This window comes from Flavobacterium sp. FG68, assembly GCF_057808895.1.
Map to the genome: position 1 here is coordinate 36,227 of NZ_JBMDIY010000036.1, position 17,419 is coordinate 53,645.

Annotated in this window: 17 protein-coding genes; 5 read left to right on the forward strand and 12 right to left on the reverse strand. The window is 33.5% G+C overall.

What is annotated here, in order from left to right; genetic code table 11:
* Positions 1–60 precede the first annotated feature (60 nt).
* The 5 genes from ACODSB_RS19845 to ACODSB_RS19865 are packed head-to-tail and all read right to left on the reverse strand — an operon-like array spanning position 61 to position 5,249.
* Positions 61–1,524 (reverse strand): UDP-N-acetylmuramoyl-L-alanyl-D-glutamate--2,6-diaminopimelate ligase, encoded by a 1,464-nt coding sequence (locus ACODSB_RS19845; RefSeq protein WP_488938294.1) that lies wholly within the window; start codon positions 1,522–1,524, stop codon positions 61–63.
* The gene (locus tag ACODSB_RS19850) at positions 1,521–3,536 is read right to left on the reverse strand and encodes a penicillin-binding transpeptidase domain-containing protein (RefSeq protein ID WP_488938295.1); all 2,016 of its coding nucleotides are present in this window, start codon (positions 3,534–3,536) and stop codon (positions 1,521–1,523) included. The genes ACODSB_RS19845 and ACODSB_RS19850 overlap by 4 nt, the downstream gene beginning before the upstream one ends.
* Positions 3,527–3,874, reverse strand: a complete 348-nt coding sequence (locus ACODSB_RS19855) for an FtsL-like putative cell division protein (protein ID WP_053472090.1) — start codon at positions 3,872–3,874, stop codon at positions 3,527–3,529. Before ACODSB_RS19855 ends, ACODSB_RS19850 begins: the two co-directional genes overlap by 10 nt.
* 18 nt (positions 3,875–3,892) lie before the next feature.
* Entirely contained in the window at positions 3,893–4,801 is a 909-nt protein-coding gene (gene rsmH / locus ACODSB_RS19860) for a 16S rRNA (cytosine(1402)-N(4))-methyltransferase RsmH (RefSeq protein WP_256637023.1), read from the reverse strand.
* Positions 4,776–5,249, reverse strand: a complete 474-nt coding sequence (locus ACODSB_RS19865; RefSeq protein ID WP_053472089.1) for a division/cell wall cluster transcriptional repressor MraZ — start codon at positions 5,247–5,249, stop codon at positions 4,776–4,778. Before ACODSB_RS19865 ends, rsmH begins: the two co-directional genes overlap by 26 nt.
* 378 nt (positions 5,250–5,627) lie before the next feature.
* Between ACODSB_RS19865 and ACODSB_RS19870 the strand changes: the two genes are divergently transcribed.
* Together ACODSB_RS19870 and yihA are read left to right on the forward strand one after the other, a co-directional pair.
* Positions 5,628–6,392 (forward strand): alpha/beta fold hydrolase, encoded by a 765-nt coding sequence (locus ACODSB_RS19870; protein ID WP_053472088.1) that lies wholly within the window; start codon positions 5,628–5,630, stop codon positions 6,390–6,392.
* Between the two features lie 42 nt (positions 6,393–6,434).
* Entirely contained in the window at positions 6,435–7,067 is a 633-nt protein-coding gene (gene yihA, locus ACODSB_RS19875; RefSeq protein WP_053472087.1) for a ribosome biogenesis GTP-binding protein YihA/YsxC, read from the forward strand.
* Between the two features lie 130 nt (positions 7,068–7,197).
* On the opposite strand, the gene gldC is transcribed toward yihA, so the two are convergent.
* Both gldC and gldB read right to left on the reverse strand, forming a co-directional pair.
* Positions 7,198–7,533 carry a gliding motility protein GldC gene (gene gldC, locus ACODSB_RS19880; protein ID WP_053472086.1) on the reverse strand — a complete coding sequence of 112 codons (336 nt, stop codon included), beginning with the start codon at positions 7,531–7,533 and terminating at the stop codon, positions 7,198–7,200.
* On the reverse strand, positions 7,533–8,486 hold the full coding sequence (gene gldB, locus ACODSB_RS19885; protein WP_256637022.1) for a gliding motility lipoprotein GldB: 954 nt from the start codon (positions 8,484–8,486) through the stop codon (positions 7,533–7,535). Before gldB ends, gldC begins: the two co-directional genes overlap by 1 nt.
* Before the next feature lie 100 nt (positions 8,487–8,586).
* On the opposite strand from gldB, the gene nadE reads away from it, so the two are divergent.
* Together nadE and ACODSB_RS19895 are read left to right on the forward strand one after the other, a co-directional pair.
* Positions 8,587–9,393 carry an NAD(+) synthase gene (gene nadE, locus ACODSB_RS19890; protein WP_488938296.1) on the forward strand — a complete coding sequence of 269 codons (807 nt, stop codon included), beginning with the start codon at positions 8,587–8,589 and terminating at the stop codon, positions 9,391–9,393.
* Between the two features lie 92 nt (positions 9,394–9,485).
* Entirely contained in the window at positions 9,486–10,115 is a 630-nt protein-coding gene (locus tag ACODSB_RS19895) for a response regulator transcription factor (RefSeq protein WP_026730588.1), read from the forward strand.
* 87 nt (positions 10,116–10,202) lie between these two features.
* Here ACODSB_RS19895 and dnaG read toward each other — a convergent pair whose 3' ends face one another.
* The 5 genes from dnaG to ACODSB_RS19920 all read right to left on the reverse strand — a co-directional run bounded on the left by dnaG (position 10,203) and on the right by ACODSB_RS19920 (position 16,057).
* Positions 10,203–12,269, reverse strand: a complete 2,067-nt coding sequence (dnaG, locus tag ACODSB_RS19900; protein WP_180859909.1) for a DNA primase — start codon at positions 12,267–12,269, stop codon at positions 10,203–10,205.
* Positions 12,270–12,398: 129 nt separating this feature from the next.
* On the reverse strand, positions 12,399–13,427 hold the full coding sequence (locus tag ACODSB_RS19905) for a F0F1 ATP synthase subunit B family protein (protein WP_488938297.1): 1,029 nt from the start codon (positions 13,425–13,427) through the stop codon (positions 12,399–12,401).
* A gap of 175 nt (positions 13,428–13,602) precedes the next feature.
* On the reverse strand, positions 13,603–14,331 hold the full coding sequence (locus ACODSB_RS19910; RefSeq protein WP_488938298.1) for a hypothetical protein: 729 nt from the start codon (positions 14,329–14,331) through the stop codon (positions 13,603–13,605).
* Complete coding sequence (locus ACODSB_RS19915) at positions 14,318–14,878, reverse strand: RNA polymerase sigma factor (protein ID WP_180857435.1); 561 nt, start codon at positions 14,876–14,878, stop codon at positions 14,318–14,320. Before ACODSB_RS19915 ends, ACODSB_RS19910 begins: the two co-directional genes overlap by 14 nt.
* Before the next feature lie 201 nt (positions 14,879–15,079).
* Entirely contained in the window at positions 15,080–16,057 is a 978-nt protein-coding gene (locus ACODSB_RS19920; RefSeq protein WP_180857437.1) for a polyprenyl synthetase family protein, read from the reverse strand.
* 159 nt (positions 16,058–16,216) lie between these two features.
* On the opposite strand from ACODSB_RS19920, the gene ACODSB_RS19925 reads away from it, so the two are divergent.
* On the forward strand, positions 16,217–17,077 hold the full coding sequence (locus ACODSB_RS19925) for a hypothetical protein (RefSeq protein WP_488938299.1): 861 nt from the start codon (positions 16,217–16,219) through the stop codon (positions 17,075–17,077).
* Positions 17,078–17,419: the final 342 nt, after the last annotated feature.

Genomic DNA, 17,419 nt, shown 5'->3' on the forward strand with positions numbered 1-17,419 from the left:
ATTTTTAAATCCCAAATTCCAACGTTATATTGGATTTTGGAATTTGGAATTTTCATTTTGTTATTTTCCTAGTTGGTCTAAAATTTCTTTTACAGTTTCCATATCGTCAAAATGATGGCGAACACCATTTATTTCCTGATAGGTTTCATGCCCTTTTCCGGCAATCAGAATAATATCATTTGGCTGTGCCAATTGACAAGCGGTTTTAATGGCTTGTTTTCTATCCGTAATTCTCAATATTTTTTTATAATTATGAGCTTCTACACCTTGTTCCATTTCATTCAAAATCACTTCAGGATCTTCGTTTCTTGGATTGTCTGATGTTAAAATTGCTTTATCACTAAGATCTGTCGCAATTTTTGCCATAATTGGTCTTTTTGTTTTATCTCTGTTTCCGCCGCAGCCTACAACTGTAATCAATTGTTCGTTTTTTGTACGGATGTCATCAACCGTTTTTAGAACATTTTCTAAAGCATCCGGCGTGTGTGCGTAATCTACAATTGCTGTAATTTTTGAATCGGTAACAATGTATTGAAAACGACCTGAAACACTTTCTAAATCAGACAGTAAACGCAATGCTTCCAAACTATCCAAACCTAACTCAACTGCAGTTCCGTAAATCGCCAGAACATTGTATGCATTAAAAGTTCCTATTAGTTTTACCCAAACTTCATTGTCGTTTACTTTTAATAATAAACCAGATAATTGGCTTTCTAAAATTGTTGCTTTAAAATCAGCATATGATTTTAGGGCGTATGTAAACTTTCTCGCAACCGTATTTTGCAGCATTACAGTTCCGTTTTTATCATCAATGTTTGATAATGCGAAAGCTGTTTTTGGCAGTGAATCAAAAAATGATTTTTTTACATCTCTGTATTCAGCAAATGTTGCGTGATAATCTAAATGATCGTGCGAAAGGTTCGTAAAAATCCCACCCACAAAATGCAAAGCTTCTGTACGTTTTTGATGGATTCCGTGTGAACTTACTTCCATAAAACAATGCGTTACTCCAGCTTCGATCATTTCATTTAAATAATGATTGATTGTAATTGAATCTGGTGTTGTATGCGTTGCAGGATATTCCGTATCATCAACCATGATTTTTACGGTTGATAATAAACCAACTTTAAATCCTGCTTTTTGAAACAATTGAAATAATAATGATGCAATTGTTGTTTTTCCGTTTGTTCCTGTTACGCCGACTAATTTTAGTTTTGAAGATGGATCTTCAAAATAATTAGCTGCAATAAAAGCCAATGCTGCATTAGTGTCTTTTACCTGAATATAGGTTACTTCTTTCTCAATATTTTGAGGAAGTGTGTCACAAATAATAGCTTTTGCACCTAACTGAACCGCTTTTTCGATATAATCGTGCCCGTCAGATAATGAACCGCGAATGGCAACAAAAACATCATTTGATTCTACTTTTCGGGAATCAAATTCAATTTTCTGGATGCCGACTTCTGTCGAACCTGCAACAGATTCGATAGCTACTTTGTATAATATGTCTTTTAGTATTTTCACGATAATTCTAATACTATAGTTGTATTTTTATTTATAGTTTCTCCTGCCTGAATAGACTGCTTTTTCACCTTTCCTACTCCTATTACTTTTACTTTAACTTTTACGTTAAGATTTTCAAGCAAAGCAACTGCATCCATTCCCGGCATTCCTTTTAAATTAGGAATTGCATTTGATTTTTTTCTTGATTCTACATCGTACTTCTCGTAACTGCTTTCTTGTTTTGCAATTTTAGAATCAAGTTGTTTAATTTTATTTGTTGATGGCGCGTCTGTAAATATTTTTTGGGCAATTCTTTTAAAAACCGGCCCTGCAACATCTGCTCCGTAATAATTATTTTTTGATGTATTTGGTTTATGAACTACTACAATACAAGAATATTTAGGATGATCTGCCGGAAAATATCCAACGAAAGAAGAGGCATAATACAATGCTGATTTTCCTTCTTTTCCTCCATAATTCATCTGAGCCGTTCCTGTTTTTCCTGCCATCGAAAAATCTTTCGAATACAACTTAGAACCTGTTCCTTTTTTAACCACATTCAGCAATACTGCTTTCAGTTTTTTAATAGTCTCAGGCGAACAAACTCTTGGGTTTATTACTTCAACATCAAACTTTTTGATGGTTTTGTTCCATTCTTTAATTTCAGAAACAAATTGCGGTTTTACCATTACACCATTATTGGCAACTGAATTATAATATGCCAAAGTCTGCATTGGCGTAACCGAAACATTATATCCAAAAGCCATCCACGGAAGCGTAGTTCCTGACCAATGTTTGTCACCTGGCTGTGGAATATATGGTCTTCCTTCTCCTTTAAAATGCAATCCTAATGTCTTATTTAATCCGTAACTATTGATATGATTCACAAACTTAGACGGATTACTTTTGTAATTTTCATAAACCGCCTGAACCATAACTGTATTTGACGAAAGTTCAAATCCGCGTGCTAATGAAACTTTTCCATAACCCCCTTTATGCGAATCATTAACAGCTCGTCCGTAATATTTAACCTGACCTCCGTGACTATCAAAAACTGTACTTGTATCGGCTACTTTATCTTCTAAAATTGCCATTAAATCAACTAATTTAAAAGTCGATCCCGGTTCATGAGATTCTGCAATTGCGTAATTTGTTGTTTCGTAATACGATCCGTCTTCTGCTCTTCCTAAATTTGAAATTGCTTTTACGTGTCCGGTTTCTGTTTCCATCACTACCACACAACCATGATCTGCTTCATAATCTTCCAGTTGTTTTAGTAATGCGTGATGCGCAATATCCTGAATAAAAACATCTATTGTCGAAATCACATCGTAACCATCAATTGGGTCTACTTCGTTTAAATCACGAATTGGTTTCCATTGGCCTTTTGCAATTTTTTGTTTTAGGATTTTCCCGTCTTTTCCGTTCAAATAACTTTTAAAAGCCCATTCGATCCCTTTTCCAACTTCAACTCCGGTTGCAGGATCAATACGATCGTAACCAATTGTTCTTTCTGCAATTTTTCCTATCGGATGTTTTCTAACAGTTTCCTGTTCAACAATAATTCCGCCTTTAAAAGCGCCTAAATTGAATAATGGAAAACCTTTAATTTTCACATATTCGGTATAACTTAAATTGCGGGCAATTAAATAATAACGGTTTTTGTTTGCTCTCGCTTTTCTTAATTCTTTTTCATAATACCCTGATGGCCTATCCAGGATCGTTTCTAAAGAATCTGATAATGCTTTTACATGTTTTTCAAAAGTTTCTGTTTTTGGCGCTTTGGCATCAAAACGAATTTCATAATTCGGGATTGATGTTGCCAGTAAACTTCCGTCAGCAGAATAAATATTTCCTTTGTTTGCCGGAATTACAAAATTTCTAACCGTACGCTGTTTAGCCAGTTTTCTGTAATAATCTCCTTCAACCCATTGAATATTGGTTAATTTAACAACAATAGCAATTGCCATCAAAAAGATGAAAACTGCTACGAGGTAAATTCTGTAGGATATATGTTTATCGTCTACTGCCATATTCTTTTAAAGAAACTTTTTTCTTCTTCTTTTTTAACTTCTATTTTTGTTGGAGGAACTGTTGATGGATAAATTTGCTTTTCAAGCATTTTATCTGATATCGTCGATTCCATTTTTAACTTCATCAGTTCTGAACGTCGATCTACAAATTCAGATCTCAATTCTTTTACTTCATTATTTAGTTTTGCGATTTCAAAAACCTTTTGTTCGTATCGCTGTGTATTTGCAATCATCAAAATGGCCAGCAGAATTATAAAAACTATGAACCTCCAGTTTTTTACTGCGTCATCGTTTATCAGAAACCTTGCTTTTAATATGCTGAATACTCCACCTTTCATTTTTTCTACCTATATATATTATATCTTTTCAGCAATTCTCAATTTTGCACTTCTTGCTCTGTTGTTGATTTTGATTTCTTCATCATCCGGAACAATCAGTTTTCCTATTGTTTTAAACGGTACTGAAAAATTTCCGAAAAAATCTCTTTCCGGTTCTCCTTCAAACATTCCGTTTTTAATAAATCTTTTTACCAGTCTGTCTTCTAAAGAATGGTATGAGATTACTGAAAGTCTCCCACCCGGATTCAAAATCTCTAACGATTGCTCAATAAATTCTTTTAGAACGTCCATTTCCTGATTTACTTCAATTCGAATAGCCTGATAAATCTGAGCCAATATTTTGTTTCGAACTTTCTCAGGTAAAAATTTCTTCAAAACATCTTTTAATTCGTCTGTCGTTTTGATTGGATAATCTCTTCTTGCTTCTACAATAGTTCTTGCTAAAACCGGTGCGTTTTTCAACTCCCCATAATCAAAAAAAACACGACGTAAATCCTGTTCTTCATATTCGTTAACCACTCGGTAAGCATTTAAATCATTTTTCTGACTCATCCGCATATCCAGTTCGGCATCAAATCGGGTTGAAAAACCTCTTTCCGGAACATCAAACTGATGTGATGAAACTCCTAAATCTGCTAAAATTCCATCTACACTTTTAACACCATGAAAACGAAGAAATCTTTTTATAAATCTGAAATTCTCATTAATTAAAGTAAATCTTTCGTCCGGCAGGGCATTTGCTAAAGCATCTTCATCCTGATCAAAGGCGAATAGCTTTCCGTTTGGCCCTAAACGTCTCAAAATTTCTTTTGAGTGACCTCCGCCCCCAAACGTTACATCTACGTAAATGCCGTCTGGCTTAATATTTAAACCATCAACTGTTGGATGAAGTAAAACCGGATTATGATATTCCATTGTCGTCGTCATTAATATTTCCCATTACTTCTTCGGCTAAATCTGCAAAATCCATATCTTCGCCGCTTATTGATTTTTCGTATAAATCTTTATCCCAAATCTCCACAATATTAACCGCAGATGAAAAAACAACATCTTTAGCAATACCAGAAAAAGTCACCAAATCTTTTGGGACTAACAATCTTCCTAATGCATCAATCTCTACCACTTTTACACCGGCAGTAAATCTGCGAATGAAATCATTGTTCTTTTTCACGAAACGATTCAACTTGTTAATTTTCGCCATCATCAAATTCCACTCATCCATTGGATACAACTCCAAACATTGCTGAAAAACAGAGCGCTTCAAGACAAAACCGTCCTGAAGAGAAGAAGCCAATTGCTTTTTTAAAGGTGCAGGTATCATTAACCTCCCTTTAGCATCGACTTTACACTCATATGTTCCTACAATTGTGTTCAAGAAAATCCACTTAACATGTTATACAGCAAAAATATAAAAAAAATTACCACATATTACCACTAAATACCACTTTGTTAATAAGTTTAACCACATTTCTACCACTTCACTTAATTATTATCAAATCAACACTTTAGATATTAATCAGTTTAAGAATTGAATCTTTTAACAATTAAAAAAAATAAATAGTCTTTCTCTTAAAAAAGTAATTATAATGCAATGATTTTAACAATTCCGTAATATCACGAAACACAGTCTAAAAGCTGATTTTTAAACACTTATATATTCGACTAAAATTATGTAGTTAAAAAATGGCAGCAAAAATTCATTTTTATTTATTAAACCCTATATTTGTCGAAATTGAAATTGGCATTAAACTAGATGGACAAAAACTACAAAAAAGAAGGCAAATACAGCTATTTTGAAGCTGGCGAAGGAACCCCTATTGTAATTTTACACGGGTTAATGGGAGGCCTTAGTAACTTTGATGGTGTAGCAGAATATTTCCCAACAAAAGGATACAAAGTTGTTATCCCTGATTTGCCAATATACACACAAAGCATTTTAAAAACGAATGTAAAAAGCTTTGCTAAATACGTTAAGGATTTCATCACTTTTAAAGGTTTTGACAAGGTTATTTTATTAGGAAATTCATTGGGAGGTCATATTGCACTCTACCACACAAAATTATATCCTGAAAAAGTAGCCGGACTTGTAATTACCGGAAGTTCTGGACTTTACGAAAGTGCAATGGGAGACAGTTATCCTAGAAGAGGTGATTATGAATACATCAAGAAGAAAGCTGAAGATGTATTTTATGACCCAAAAATTGCTACTCCTGAACTTATTGATGAAGTATATGCAACGGCTAACGATCGTATCAAACTGATTAAAACTTTAACGATTGCAAAGAGCGCTATTCGTCATAATATGGCTAAAGATTTACCAAAAATGACAGTTGAAACCTGTATTATTTGGGGTAAAAATGACTCTGTAACGCCGCCAAATGTTGCCGAAGAATTTGATAAATTATTGCCAAATTCAACTTTATATTGGATTGACAAATGTGGACACGCAGCTATGATGGAACATCCTCAGGAATTTAATGAAATTCTTGAAAAATGGCTTACTGAGCAGAAATTATAGCCTCTAACTTTCGATTTTAAGGAGGTTTTAAAAAACAAGAATATGAAAATTAATACCGCCGAATTTATCATCAGTAATTCTGATGCATCAAAATGCCCGAAAGATTTTCTGCCGGAATATGCATTTATAGGCAGATCAAACGTTGGTAAATCATCTTTGATTAACATGATTACCAATCATAAAAATTTAGCAAAGACATCTGGACGACCAGGAAAAACACAGCTGATAAATCACTTTAAAATCAATAACAATTGGTTTTTAGTCGATTTACCGGGTTATGGTTATGCTAAAGTTTCAAAAAAAACAAAATCAATTTTCCAGCAGTTTATTACGGATTATTTTGAAAACAGAGAGCAGTTAGTCTGTGCATTTGTTTTGATTGATATTCGTCATGAAGCTCAAAAAATTGACATTGAATTTATGTCTTACATGGGAGAAAGCGAAATTCCGTTTTGCATTATTTTCACCAAAGCCGATAAAATCAGTAAAGTAAAAATTGATTCACATATTGCGGCTTACAAAAAACAAATGTATGCTAACAATTGGGCCGAAATGCCGCATTATTTCGTTACCTCATCTACAGAATCTATTGGGAAAGAAGAACTTTTGACTTATATAGATGAAGTAAATCAGGAGGTCTTTAAAAGCAATAGTGGATTTTTAGATTCGATTTAAAAAATTAAATTCCAATTTTTTAAATTCCAAATCCCAATAAAAAGATTAAATTTTAAAATATAAAAAATCCCAAACTCTAACCTGTAAAATTGGAATTTGGGATTTGGGATTTTTTTATTGGAATTTAAAACTACTTTGTCAATTCCAGTTTCTCTGCAAAGTAATCACAGAAATCTTTCATTGTATCTGACATTTTTTCGTCGTCTGTGGCGCGTTTAAAAGTATCTGCCATTGCTACTAAAGTCTGGTGAAAGAAAATTTTCATTTCATCTACCGGCATATCTTTTGTCCATAGGTCAATACGCATTGTTTCTTTTGCTTTACTGTCCCAAATTGACAACATTATTGCTTTTGCTTCTTCGGCTTGAACACCGCCGTCTTGTGCGCTCCAGGTTAATTTTTCCGGAACACGGTTTTCGTCTAACTCGACGTTGAATTTAATTTCTGATTGTATTGTATTTGACATTATTTCTTAGGTTTATATTTTGACTTTTCGAAAATTTCTTTTGCATTCACTTTTAATAATTCTGATAGCGACACATTGTTGTTTTTCATATAGGAACGAACAATCTGCCAGCCTATCCACGCTCCGACTCTTCCCGGAGAATCATTGTCAATTTCTAAATAGAATTTAGAAAATGGAGCCGGTGCTATAAATCGTGTTGTTAATTTAGGATCTAAACTGTACAACATTTCGCTTTCAAGAAAATAACGCCACATATAGCTTTCATTTTCTTCACACCATTTTATTTGTTCGGCTGTGTAACCCATTTTTTCTGCATCTGTATAATTAGGCAGAAGCAAATCTTTTGCATACAATTGTTTCCCTTCAAAAATCATTTGAGAAACTAAATTTTTATCAGGATAAGCCGGAATGTTTCGGTAGGTAAAACTCGAAACTACATCGGGCATAATTTGCTTTTCTTCAAAATTGTATTTTAAATAGGCCGGAAACTCATAAAATTTATGATCCTTACCTAAATAAAGTTCTAAAGCAACCACAACTAAGCTGTCTGCATAAATTGCTTTTGCATTATAATCCATTTCACCTATTACAGTAACAACTTTTGGCGTTTTGGTTTTAGGGAAATAATATTTTACATGTTTAAAAAGCTCATTGAATTCTTCGCGGACAGGTTCAAAATTGCTGTATTTTTTTTGTACCTCTTCGTAAACTTCTCTCCAAATTGGCTCTTTCATTTTTTGAAGCCAGACGTTATCATCGTTCCCGGGAAAAAAGTATGGATATTGTTTTTTTAGTTTGGCAAGATCCTCTGGTTTAGTTTCAAAAAACGCTTTATCAAAACGTTCTACTTTTATATCTACCGGAATTTCTTCGACCTCTTTTTCAACCTTTGTTTTTTGGTCACAAGACAAAAAAAACAAGCACAGAACCACTACAAAGCGATAAATTTTCATTTTATTTTATTTAGATTTGTGTTGCTGGATTTTAAGTACTTTTCTACTTAAAAAATAATTCTGCAAATATACATCCCTCCATCTTAAAACTTGAACTATTATGGCTAAAAAAAGCACAATTCAAACAGAAAAAGTAAATACCCATATTGTTGAATGGTTAAAAAATTATGCTGCTAATGCAAAAGTCAACGGATTTGTAATCGGAATCTCAGGCGGAGTTGACTCTGCAGTGACCTCTACGCTATGTGCGCAGACCGGTTTGCAAGTTTTATGCGTAGAAATGCCGATTCATCAGGCTGAAAGTCAGGTATCAAGAGGAAGAGAACATATTGATCAGTTAAAAAAACGTTTTCCAAACGTTTCGAGTGTAAAAACAGATTTAACTGACACTTTTGAGGCGTTTAAGGCGTCTGTACCAACTTCAAAAGATTCAACAAAAGTTAATTTATCATTAGCCAACACAAGAGCGCGTTTAAGAATGACTTCTTTATACTATTTAGCTGGTATTCACGGGCTTTTAGTGGCCGGAACAGGGAATAAGGTAGAAGATTTTGGTGTAGGATTCTACACAAAGTATGGTGACGGTGGTGTTGACCTAAGCCCAATTGCTGACTTAATGAAGTCAGATGTTTATGCTTTAGGTGAATTTTTAACTATTCCAAATTCAATTTTAACAGCTGCTCCAACTGATGGACTTTTTGGAGATAACAGAACAGATGAAGATCAATTAGGAGCAAGTTATGATGAACTGGAATGGGCGATGATCGCCGCGGAGTCAGGAAAATCGGCAGATGACTTCAATGGGAGAGAAAAATCTGTCTTTGAAATTTATAAAAGATTAAACACCAGCAACAAGCATAAAATGGATGCAATACCAGTTTGTTTGATCCCAAAAACGTTAAAATAAAATTTTTAACATTTGTCAACAATTAATTACAGAATTTATTTATTAATTTTACAATTCCAAAAACATGATAACAATTCTAAAAAGGTAAAATTATGATTAAAGTATGTCTTGCAGACAATCATCCTGTGACTCACTTTGGCGTTAAGTCTTATTTCAAAGACCACGATCAAATTTCAATTGTTGCCAACGTAGGCAATTTTTCAATGGTTAGAGATATTCTTCAAACGAAGGAAATCGACATCCTAATCTTAGATCTAGAATTAGAAGGACTTTCAAGTATCTTCGAAGTTAAATCAATCTTGAAAAATTTCCCGAAGACAAAAATTGTAATTTTCAGTGACCTAGCTGAGCAAATGTATGCTCCAAATGCTATTAAAGCAGGAGTATCCGGGTATGTACACAAAACAGAAAAACTTGAAACTTTAGGTCTTTCTATTATTAAAGTACATGAAGGAAAAATTATCATCAACGAAACAGTTCGCAAAAACATGGCCCTTATTGCTAAACAAAGCAAGAGCGAACGTTTGTACAGAAAACTTTCTAACCGTGAAATCGAGGTTTTACGTTATTTAAGTGATGGTAAGAAAAACAATGAGATTTCTAAAATCTTAAATCTGAACGAGAAAACGATCAGTACTTACAAACTAAGATTATTAACTAAATTAAACGTTACTAATTTAGTAGACTTAGTAAACAAGGCTAAGACTTTAGAAATTATTTAATTTGATGGTATCCTGATTCGCTTAGGCCAGAATCATCGACCATAAAAAAAGCTCTATATTGTTTATCACTATAGAGCTTTTTGATTTTTATCCACCATGGTATGGAACTACTACCCTTCCCAGCTTTTTAGAAAAATTATTCAATAATTTAGAATAATCTACTACCATCATCAACAATTCTGAATTATCTTCCTGCGGATCAGAAATAAGTGAATTTTTTAATTCATGAATAAGTTTTGAAACCAAAAACCATCTCATAGAAAATATAGTTTCTGAAACGTTTTGTTCGATGGTTTCGTTTTTATGTTTCGGAAAAATATTCTGTCCTTCCCAATTGTGAATGTTTACTTTTTCATCTTCCATTAAAATATTGGTCACTTCCTGCGCAAAATCAGGTTGTAAGTGCATCAAATATTTATCAAGACTAAAAGCCTCATTTTGATTATAGAATTCAATAATATTAGTGTAAATATTTTGAAATAATGTGTTTGAAAGTTCTACCTCATCTTCCTGAAGACTCAAATAAACTTTTTCGTAAACTCTATACCTTCTTTTTTCACTAATTTCTTTAACATTTCCTTCTTCATCTGCTTTCAGGAAAACATCTTCAAAATCTTCTTCTACACTTCCGTAAAGCAATAATATTTCAATAATTTTTCTTTCAAAACCGTATAAAATATCTACTTTCTCCTGTTCTGCCGGATACCCAAAATCGCCCGGATAATCATCCGGCGGTCCGTTTCTTGGATCTTCTGGATCTCCTCCAGAATAATTGGCATTTTTTGAAGGCTGATTTCTAACAACATCAAAAGGTTTTTGTTCCTGCTTTTGTTTTTTATTAGCGTCTGCAAGATCTTTTTGAATTAACTGCGCCAGCGTACTTACCAAAACCTGCTCCGAGATATCCATGATTCGGGCACATTCCTGAATGTATACTTCACGCTGAATACGGTCTGGTATTTTAGAAATACTAGTGACCATATCACGAATCAAGTCTGCTTTTTTGATTGGGTCGTTTTTCGCTTCATTCATCAGGATGGAAGCTTTAAACTGTATAAAATCTTTACTGTTTTCTTCTAAATAAGCAACTAAAGCGTCGTGGGAGTTTTTGCGGGCAAAACTATCAGGATCATCTCCATCAGGAAAAGTACAAACCCTGACATTCATGCCTTCTTCCAAAATCAAATCGATTCCTCGAATAGAAGCTCGTAATCCGGCAGCATCGCCGTCAAAAAGTACCGTAATATTTTTCGTCAAACGATTCACTAATCGGATTTGATCTGGCGTTAAAGCTGTTCCTGAAGAAGCTACAACATTTTCAATTCCTGCTTGATTAAACTGAATAACATCCGTATAACCTTCTACCAAATAACAATTATTTAGTTTTGCAATTGACTGCTTTGCCTGATAAATTCCGTATAGGACTTTACTTTTATGGTAAATATCACTTTCGGGCGAATTCAGGTATTTTGCTGCTTTTTTATCGTTGGTTAAAATACGTCCTCCAAAACCTAAAACACGCCCCGACATACTGTGAATCGGGAACATTACACGACCTTTAAAACGGTCAAAAGGACGGTCTTCTCTGGCAATTGTCAAACCTGTACTTTCCAGAAATTCTAATTTATAGCCTTTTCCTAGTGCTTCTTTAGTCAATGCATCCCAGGTTTCCGGTGAATATCCTAAATTAAATTTTTTGATTGTTTCGGCAGTAAATCCTCTTTCTTTAAAATAAGATAAACCAATGGCTTTTCCTTCTTCGGTATTAACCATAACATCTTCAAAATACTTTGCAGCAAATTCTGAAACCAGATACATACTTTCACGAACATCCGTCATTGCCTTTTCAGCATCTGTTTGTTCGGTTTCTTCGATTTCAATATTATATTTTTTGGCTAAATACCGAATGGCTTCAGGATAGGTAAAATGCGAGTGTTCCATCAAAAAAGCAACTGAATTTCCGCCTTTTCCGGAACTAAAATCTTTCCAGATTCCTTTTGCAGGCGAAACCATAAACGAAGGCGAGCGCTCGTCTGAAAACGGACTCAAACCTTTATAGTTACTTCCTGCTCGCTTTAAATTGACAAAATCACCAATAACCTCCTCAACGCGAGCAGTTTCAAAAACAGAATCTATTGTACTTTGTGAAATCAAAACGTAATTTATTTTTTAAAAATTATAGCTTGTAAAAGTACATAAATCAATCTTGAATTTTTAGAATTTAAAATAAAAAAAGTGCCTCTTCGAAGCACTTTTTCTACTAACTAAACTCAAACTTTATTCTCAATTCAAATCAAGACGCAATCCTAAAGAAACATTATTTTCTTTGGTTAAATTATCCTGAAATATGGGATTTAAATCATATTTAAAATACAAACTCAATTCTCTGTAACCAATGTAAGAACTCAAACCATAAATAAAATTATTTACATTATAATCGCCTTTAATTGTTGTTTTATACTTCAAATCGTCTTCTTCAAATTTTAAAATTTGTTTTGATTTTACGTTGATTCCGGCGTAACCTCCTACTCCAAAACGGAAACTTTTGTGGGTTTTGAAATATTTTTTTCCGTTGTTTTCACCTGCTTTTGTAAAATCAAATTCTAAGTGAACCGGAGCCACTAAATACACGTTTCTAAAACGAGATTCTGTTAAATGAACCGGATTTTCTACCAAATTGGTTTGATCTCCGTCTACCACAAAGCTTCTGTTATCTGTTGGACGAATATTATTATACATTAACGAAAGTCCGTATTTTGCATGAAGCAGATTATCATTTTTCATTAATCTTGAGTTATACGTAAAACCCCATTCGTAAAAATGTGAACCCATAAAACGATAATTTGAATCCTGTAGCTTTCCGTCGACCATGGTGTTGTTTAAACCCATTGCAAATACAAACTGTGATGTTGTTCTTTTTTCACCGTGAATAGAATCTTTGTCATGTCTGTTAGACTTCCATCGAATCATGTAGACTTTAGAAGAATCTTCTTTGATTTTTCCATCGACTTTTTGCTGAACCAAATCGTTTAGTTCGTTTTGTGCCAAAGTCACTTTTTCTTCTATAATTACGGCACGGGCTTCTGCTAATTCTCTTTTGCGCTTATCAGCTTGCTCTTGCGTAATTTTTCCTTCTGATAATTGAACATTTACTGCTTCAATTTCTTGTTTTAAAGTTTCTTTTTCTTCTTTGGTAATCTTTTCAATTTTATTGGCAATTTGCTTTGCTCTTGATTCAAAGGTTTCTTGTCCCAGAACTTTGCTTACGAATAAGAAAACGAGGATTACGAGGTAAATGGTAAAATTTTTCATGATTGATTGATGATGATTATTAATTGTTGATTGTTAATGATTTGATTTTTATTCTCCATCGGGTTGAAACCCGACGCTACAATATGAATCGTTCCTCCGGAACTGAAAATCTTTATTCTTGCTTCTTTATTCTTGCTTCTTTATTCTTTATTCTATGCTCTTTATTCTATACTCTTTATTCTTTCTCCTGTTGATTTCTATTTGCTAAAGCCACTTTTACTGTTTGGTAGTTTTTATTGACTTTTGTAATTACTTTTTCTCTAAACGAAAGTTCTAATTCGCCATCGACCTGATTCAGTAAATCAGAAGCATTGATTTTTACTTTTGATTTTTTTACTGAACTTTGAGCTAAAACGGTTTTTTCTGCCGTTTCTAGTAATTGATCTGTATTCTCTTTTTTAGGATTTTCGGTAACTACGACCGAGTTTGTATTTGATTGTTTTTCTTGATTGTCTTTGATGATGACTGAAGACTCCGCTATTTGATTTGATTCATTTTTAATGGTTTTATTTGGTGTTTGATTAAAGTTATTTTCTTGTTTATTTGCTTTTTGTGTTAGAGTTTCTGTTGGAGATTTTTCGGCAATTACAGTTTCAGTTTGAACGGATTCAACTTTGTTTATAATTGGTTTAATCGCAGAATCTTTTTTAGTATTTTCTTCGATTACAACAGTTTTAGGTGTTTCAATTGTGTCTTTCTTTTGATTGAAAAAGAAAGTCCCAACCAGCAAAAACCCAACAATACTGGCAGCGATATACAACCATTTTCTATATTTCTTTGGTTTTTTAGTTTCTTCTGCAACACTCAACATCGCATCTAATCGGTCCCAGGCTTTTTCGCTTGGCTCAATTTTGCGTTGATTTAGTTTTTCACGGAAATCCTTTTCAAAATTATTCGGTTCCATTATCTTGTTTTTTTAGAATAGTAATTTGTGTTTGCAGCATTTTCCTGGCGTGCGATAATTGCGATTTCGATGTTCCTTCATTAATTCCTAACATCTTGGCAATTTCATTATGTTTATATCCTTCGATGGCATATAAATTGAAAATCATTTTATAACCATCCGGCAGAGCATCAATTAAAAACTGAATTTGATCAACTGTAAACTGACTGTCGATTTCGTTGAAACTTTCTTCGACAAAAAATTCATCTTCGGCAAATTTTACTTTTTTCTGAACTCTTAAATAAGAAATACATTCGTTAACCATAATTCGGCGAATCCAACCTTCAAAACTTCCTTTATGTTCAAAGTTTTTTAGATTCGTAAATACTTTCATGAAAGCTGTTATCATTACATCTTCTGCCAGTTGAATATCTTTTATATATTGTCGGCAGACACTTAACATTTTCGAAGAAAACTTACTGTAAATCTGCTGCTGTGCTTGTCGATTATTTTCGACAGCAAGTTTTATGATTTTAGTTTCTTCTTGATGTAAATGAATAATTTTCATTAATAAGCTTTTCGGTTTTTGGTTTTAGAAACAGACTTCTATTAGCATAGACGCATGTGGATTTGAAATGGTTGCATGGGAGGTAAAAAAAAATCAATTTTTAAATTCCAAATTCCAAACACGCAGAAATACACAACTGATTTACAACAAAGTAAACCAATTATCTAATTGATAAATTTTCTGATTATCTAATTAAAGAAACTATTTCTTTCTCTCAATAACGTAATTTACCATTAAGGTAAGTGCCGCTTTGAATTCAGAATCCGGGTAATTGTCTAAAAGGGAAAGTGCTTCCTGCTGAAATTGTACCATTTTGTTTTCGGCGTAAGCCAAACCATTATTATCTTTTACAAAGGCAATAACTTCTTTTACGCGTTTTTTGTCTTTGTTGTGGTTCTTGATGGAGTTTATCAACCACTTTTTTTCTTGCGGAGTACAAGTATTTAAAACATGAATTAAAGGCAAAGTCATTTTTTGCTCTTTAATATCGATTCCGGTTGGTTTTCCGATGGCTTCTTCACTGTAATCGAATAAGTCGTCTTTAATTTGAAATGCCATTCCAATAAGCTCTCCAAACTTTCGCATATTCTCCACCTGAATATCATCTTCAATTACCGATTTTGCACCAAGTGCACAACAAGCCGCAATAAGTGTTGCAGTCTTTTTTCGGATAATTTCGTAATAAACATCTTCGGTGATATCGAGTCTGCGGGCTTTTTCTATTTGAAGTAATTCACCTTCGCTCATTTCGCGAACGGCTACAGAAATGATTCGAAGTAAATCAAAATCTCCGTTATCGATAGAAAGCAGTAATCCTTTTGAAAGTAAATAATCTCCAACTAAAACGGCTATTTTATTTTTCCAAAGTGCATTTATAGAGAAAAATCCGCGGCGGCGATTACTGTCGTCCACCACATCATCATGAACCAAAGTTGCCGTATGAATTAATTCAATAACCGAAGCGCCTCGATAGGTTCTTTCGTTTACGATTCCGCCGGAAACCATTTTTGCAGTCAGAAAAACAAACATCGGACGCATTTGTTTTCCTTTTCGGTTTACAATATAATAGGTGATTCTGTTTAGTAACGCAACCTTTGAAGTCATCGATTCGTGAAACTTTTTTTCAAAAAGTTCCATCTCGGTAATAATAGGCTGTTTTATTTGTGAAGTAATATTCATTTCGATTTCAAATATACTATTTTAAATAAAAAAACGTTGTCTATTTTATGTTAGTATATCTATAAATATGCACTAATTTAAAAAAAGCAATCCAAAAACACCTCAATCTAATAACTAATTTGAATTCATTGAAAAGTAAAACCAAAAAAACTATTTATTATGAAAACAAAATTTTTATTAATTGGAACCTGTATCGCTTTATCATTATTTACAAGTTGTAATTCTGATGAAAACACAAATGACGGAACTAGCAAGGCTATTACTAACGACGAGATAATTGCAAATTCTAAAATAGACGCCTCTATTGAAGATGTTACGAATATTGCTGAAGATCAGTTTATCTCTCAGGTAAACATTAACAGCAAACCTTCTGGAAACATAAAACACTTTTTACCTGAATGTGCTGTTATTACAACAGTTTTAACGAATAATACTTTTACAAAAACAATAGACTTTGGCGTTGACGGCTGTACGCTTGATAACGGAAATACGGTAAAAGGAAAAATGGTGGTTTCGTTTTCTAATGATTTTTCTGCTTCTACACAAACGATCAGTTATACGTTTGAAGGATTTTATCATAATGGTAAACTACTTCAGGGAAGCAAAAGCATTATTAGAACTGTAAAATCAACTGATTTAATGGCAGAAGCGCATCCGGTTTTGACCGCGGCAATTGATTTGACTATTACTTTTGATGACGGAAAGGTTTATATCAGAAAAGGTTCTTTAGTAAAAGAAATGACCGCGGGTTATAACACTTGGTTCAATTGGGAAGATAATGTTTTTGTCGTGACCGGAAGCGGTACCACAACTTTACCAAACGGAGATACTTACGCTGCAGAAATTACGACTCCTCTGGAATTTAAAGCTTCATGCAGAAAACCATTTGCTGTAAAAGGAGTTGTTGAAATTACTAAAAATGGAGCTTTGGCTACCATTGATTATGGCAATGGAGATTGCGATACTCTGGCTTCTGTAACAAAAGACGGCGTAACAGAAGAAATTGATTTGAAAAAATAAGATCCCTTTTTGCCCACAAAAAAAGCATTAAAAACAAGATTCACCCTCGTTTTTAATGCTTTTTTTAACATCATAAACTTTACATTTACATGTAGTCCCTACGGGACATTCTCTACATTTTAATCATAATTTTTCTACCGATCTGTAACTCCTAACGGAGTATATCTTTACCAACTCTATTGGAATATCTCGGAGAGATTAAATATCGGCAGACAAAACATTGCCCGATATTGCTTTTGTCCCGTAGGGACTAGCTACCTATTTGCAACTCTTAACGGAGTATATCTCGGAGAGATTATATATCGGTAGGCAACATTTACGCGATATCGCTTTTGTCCCGTA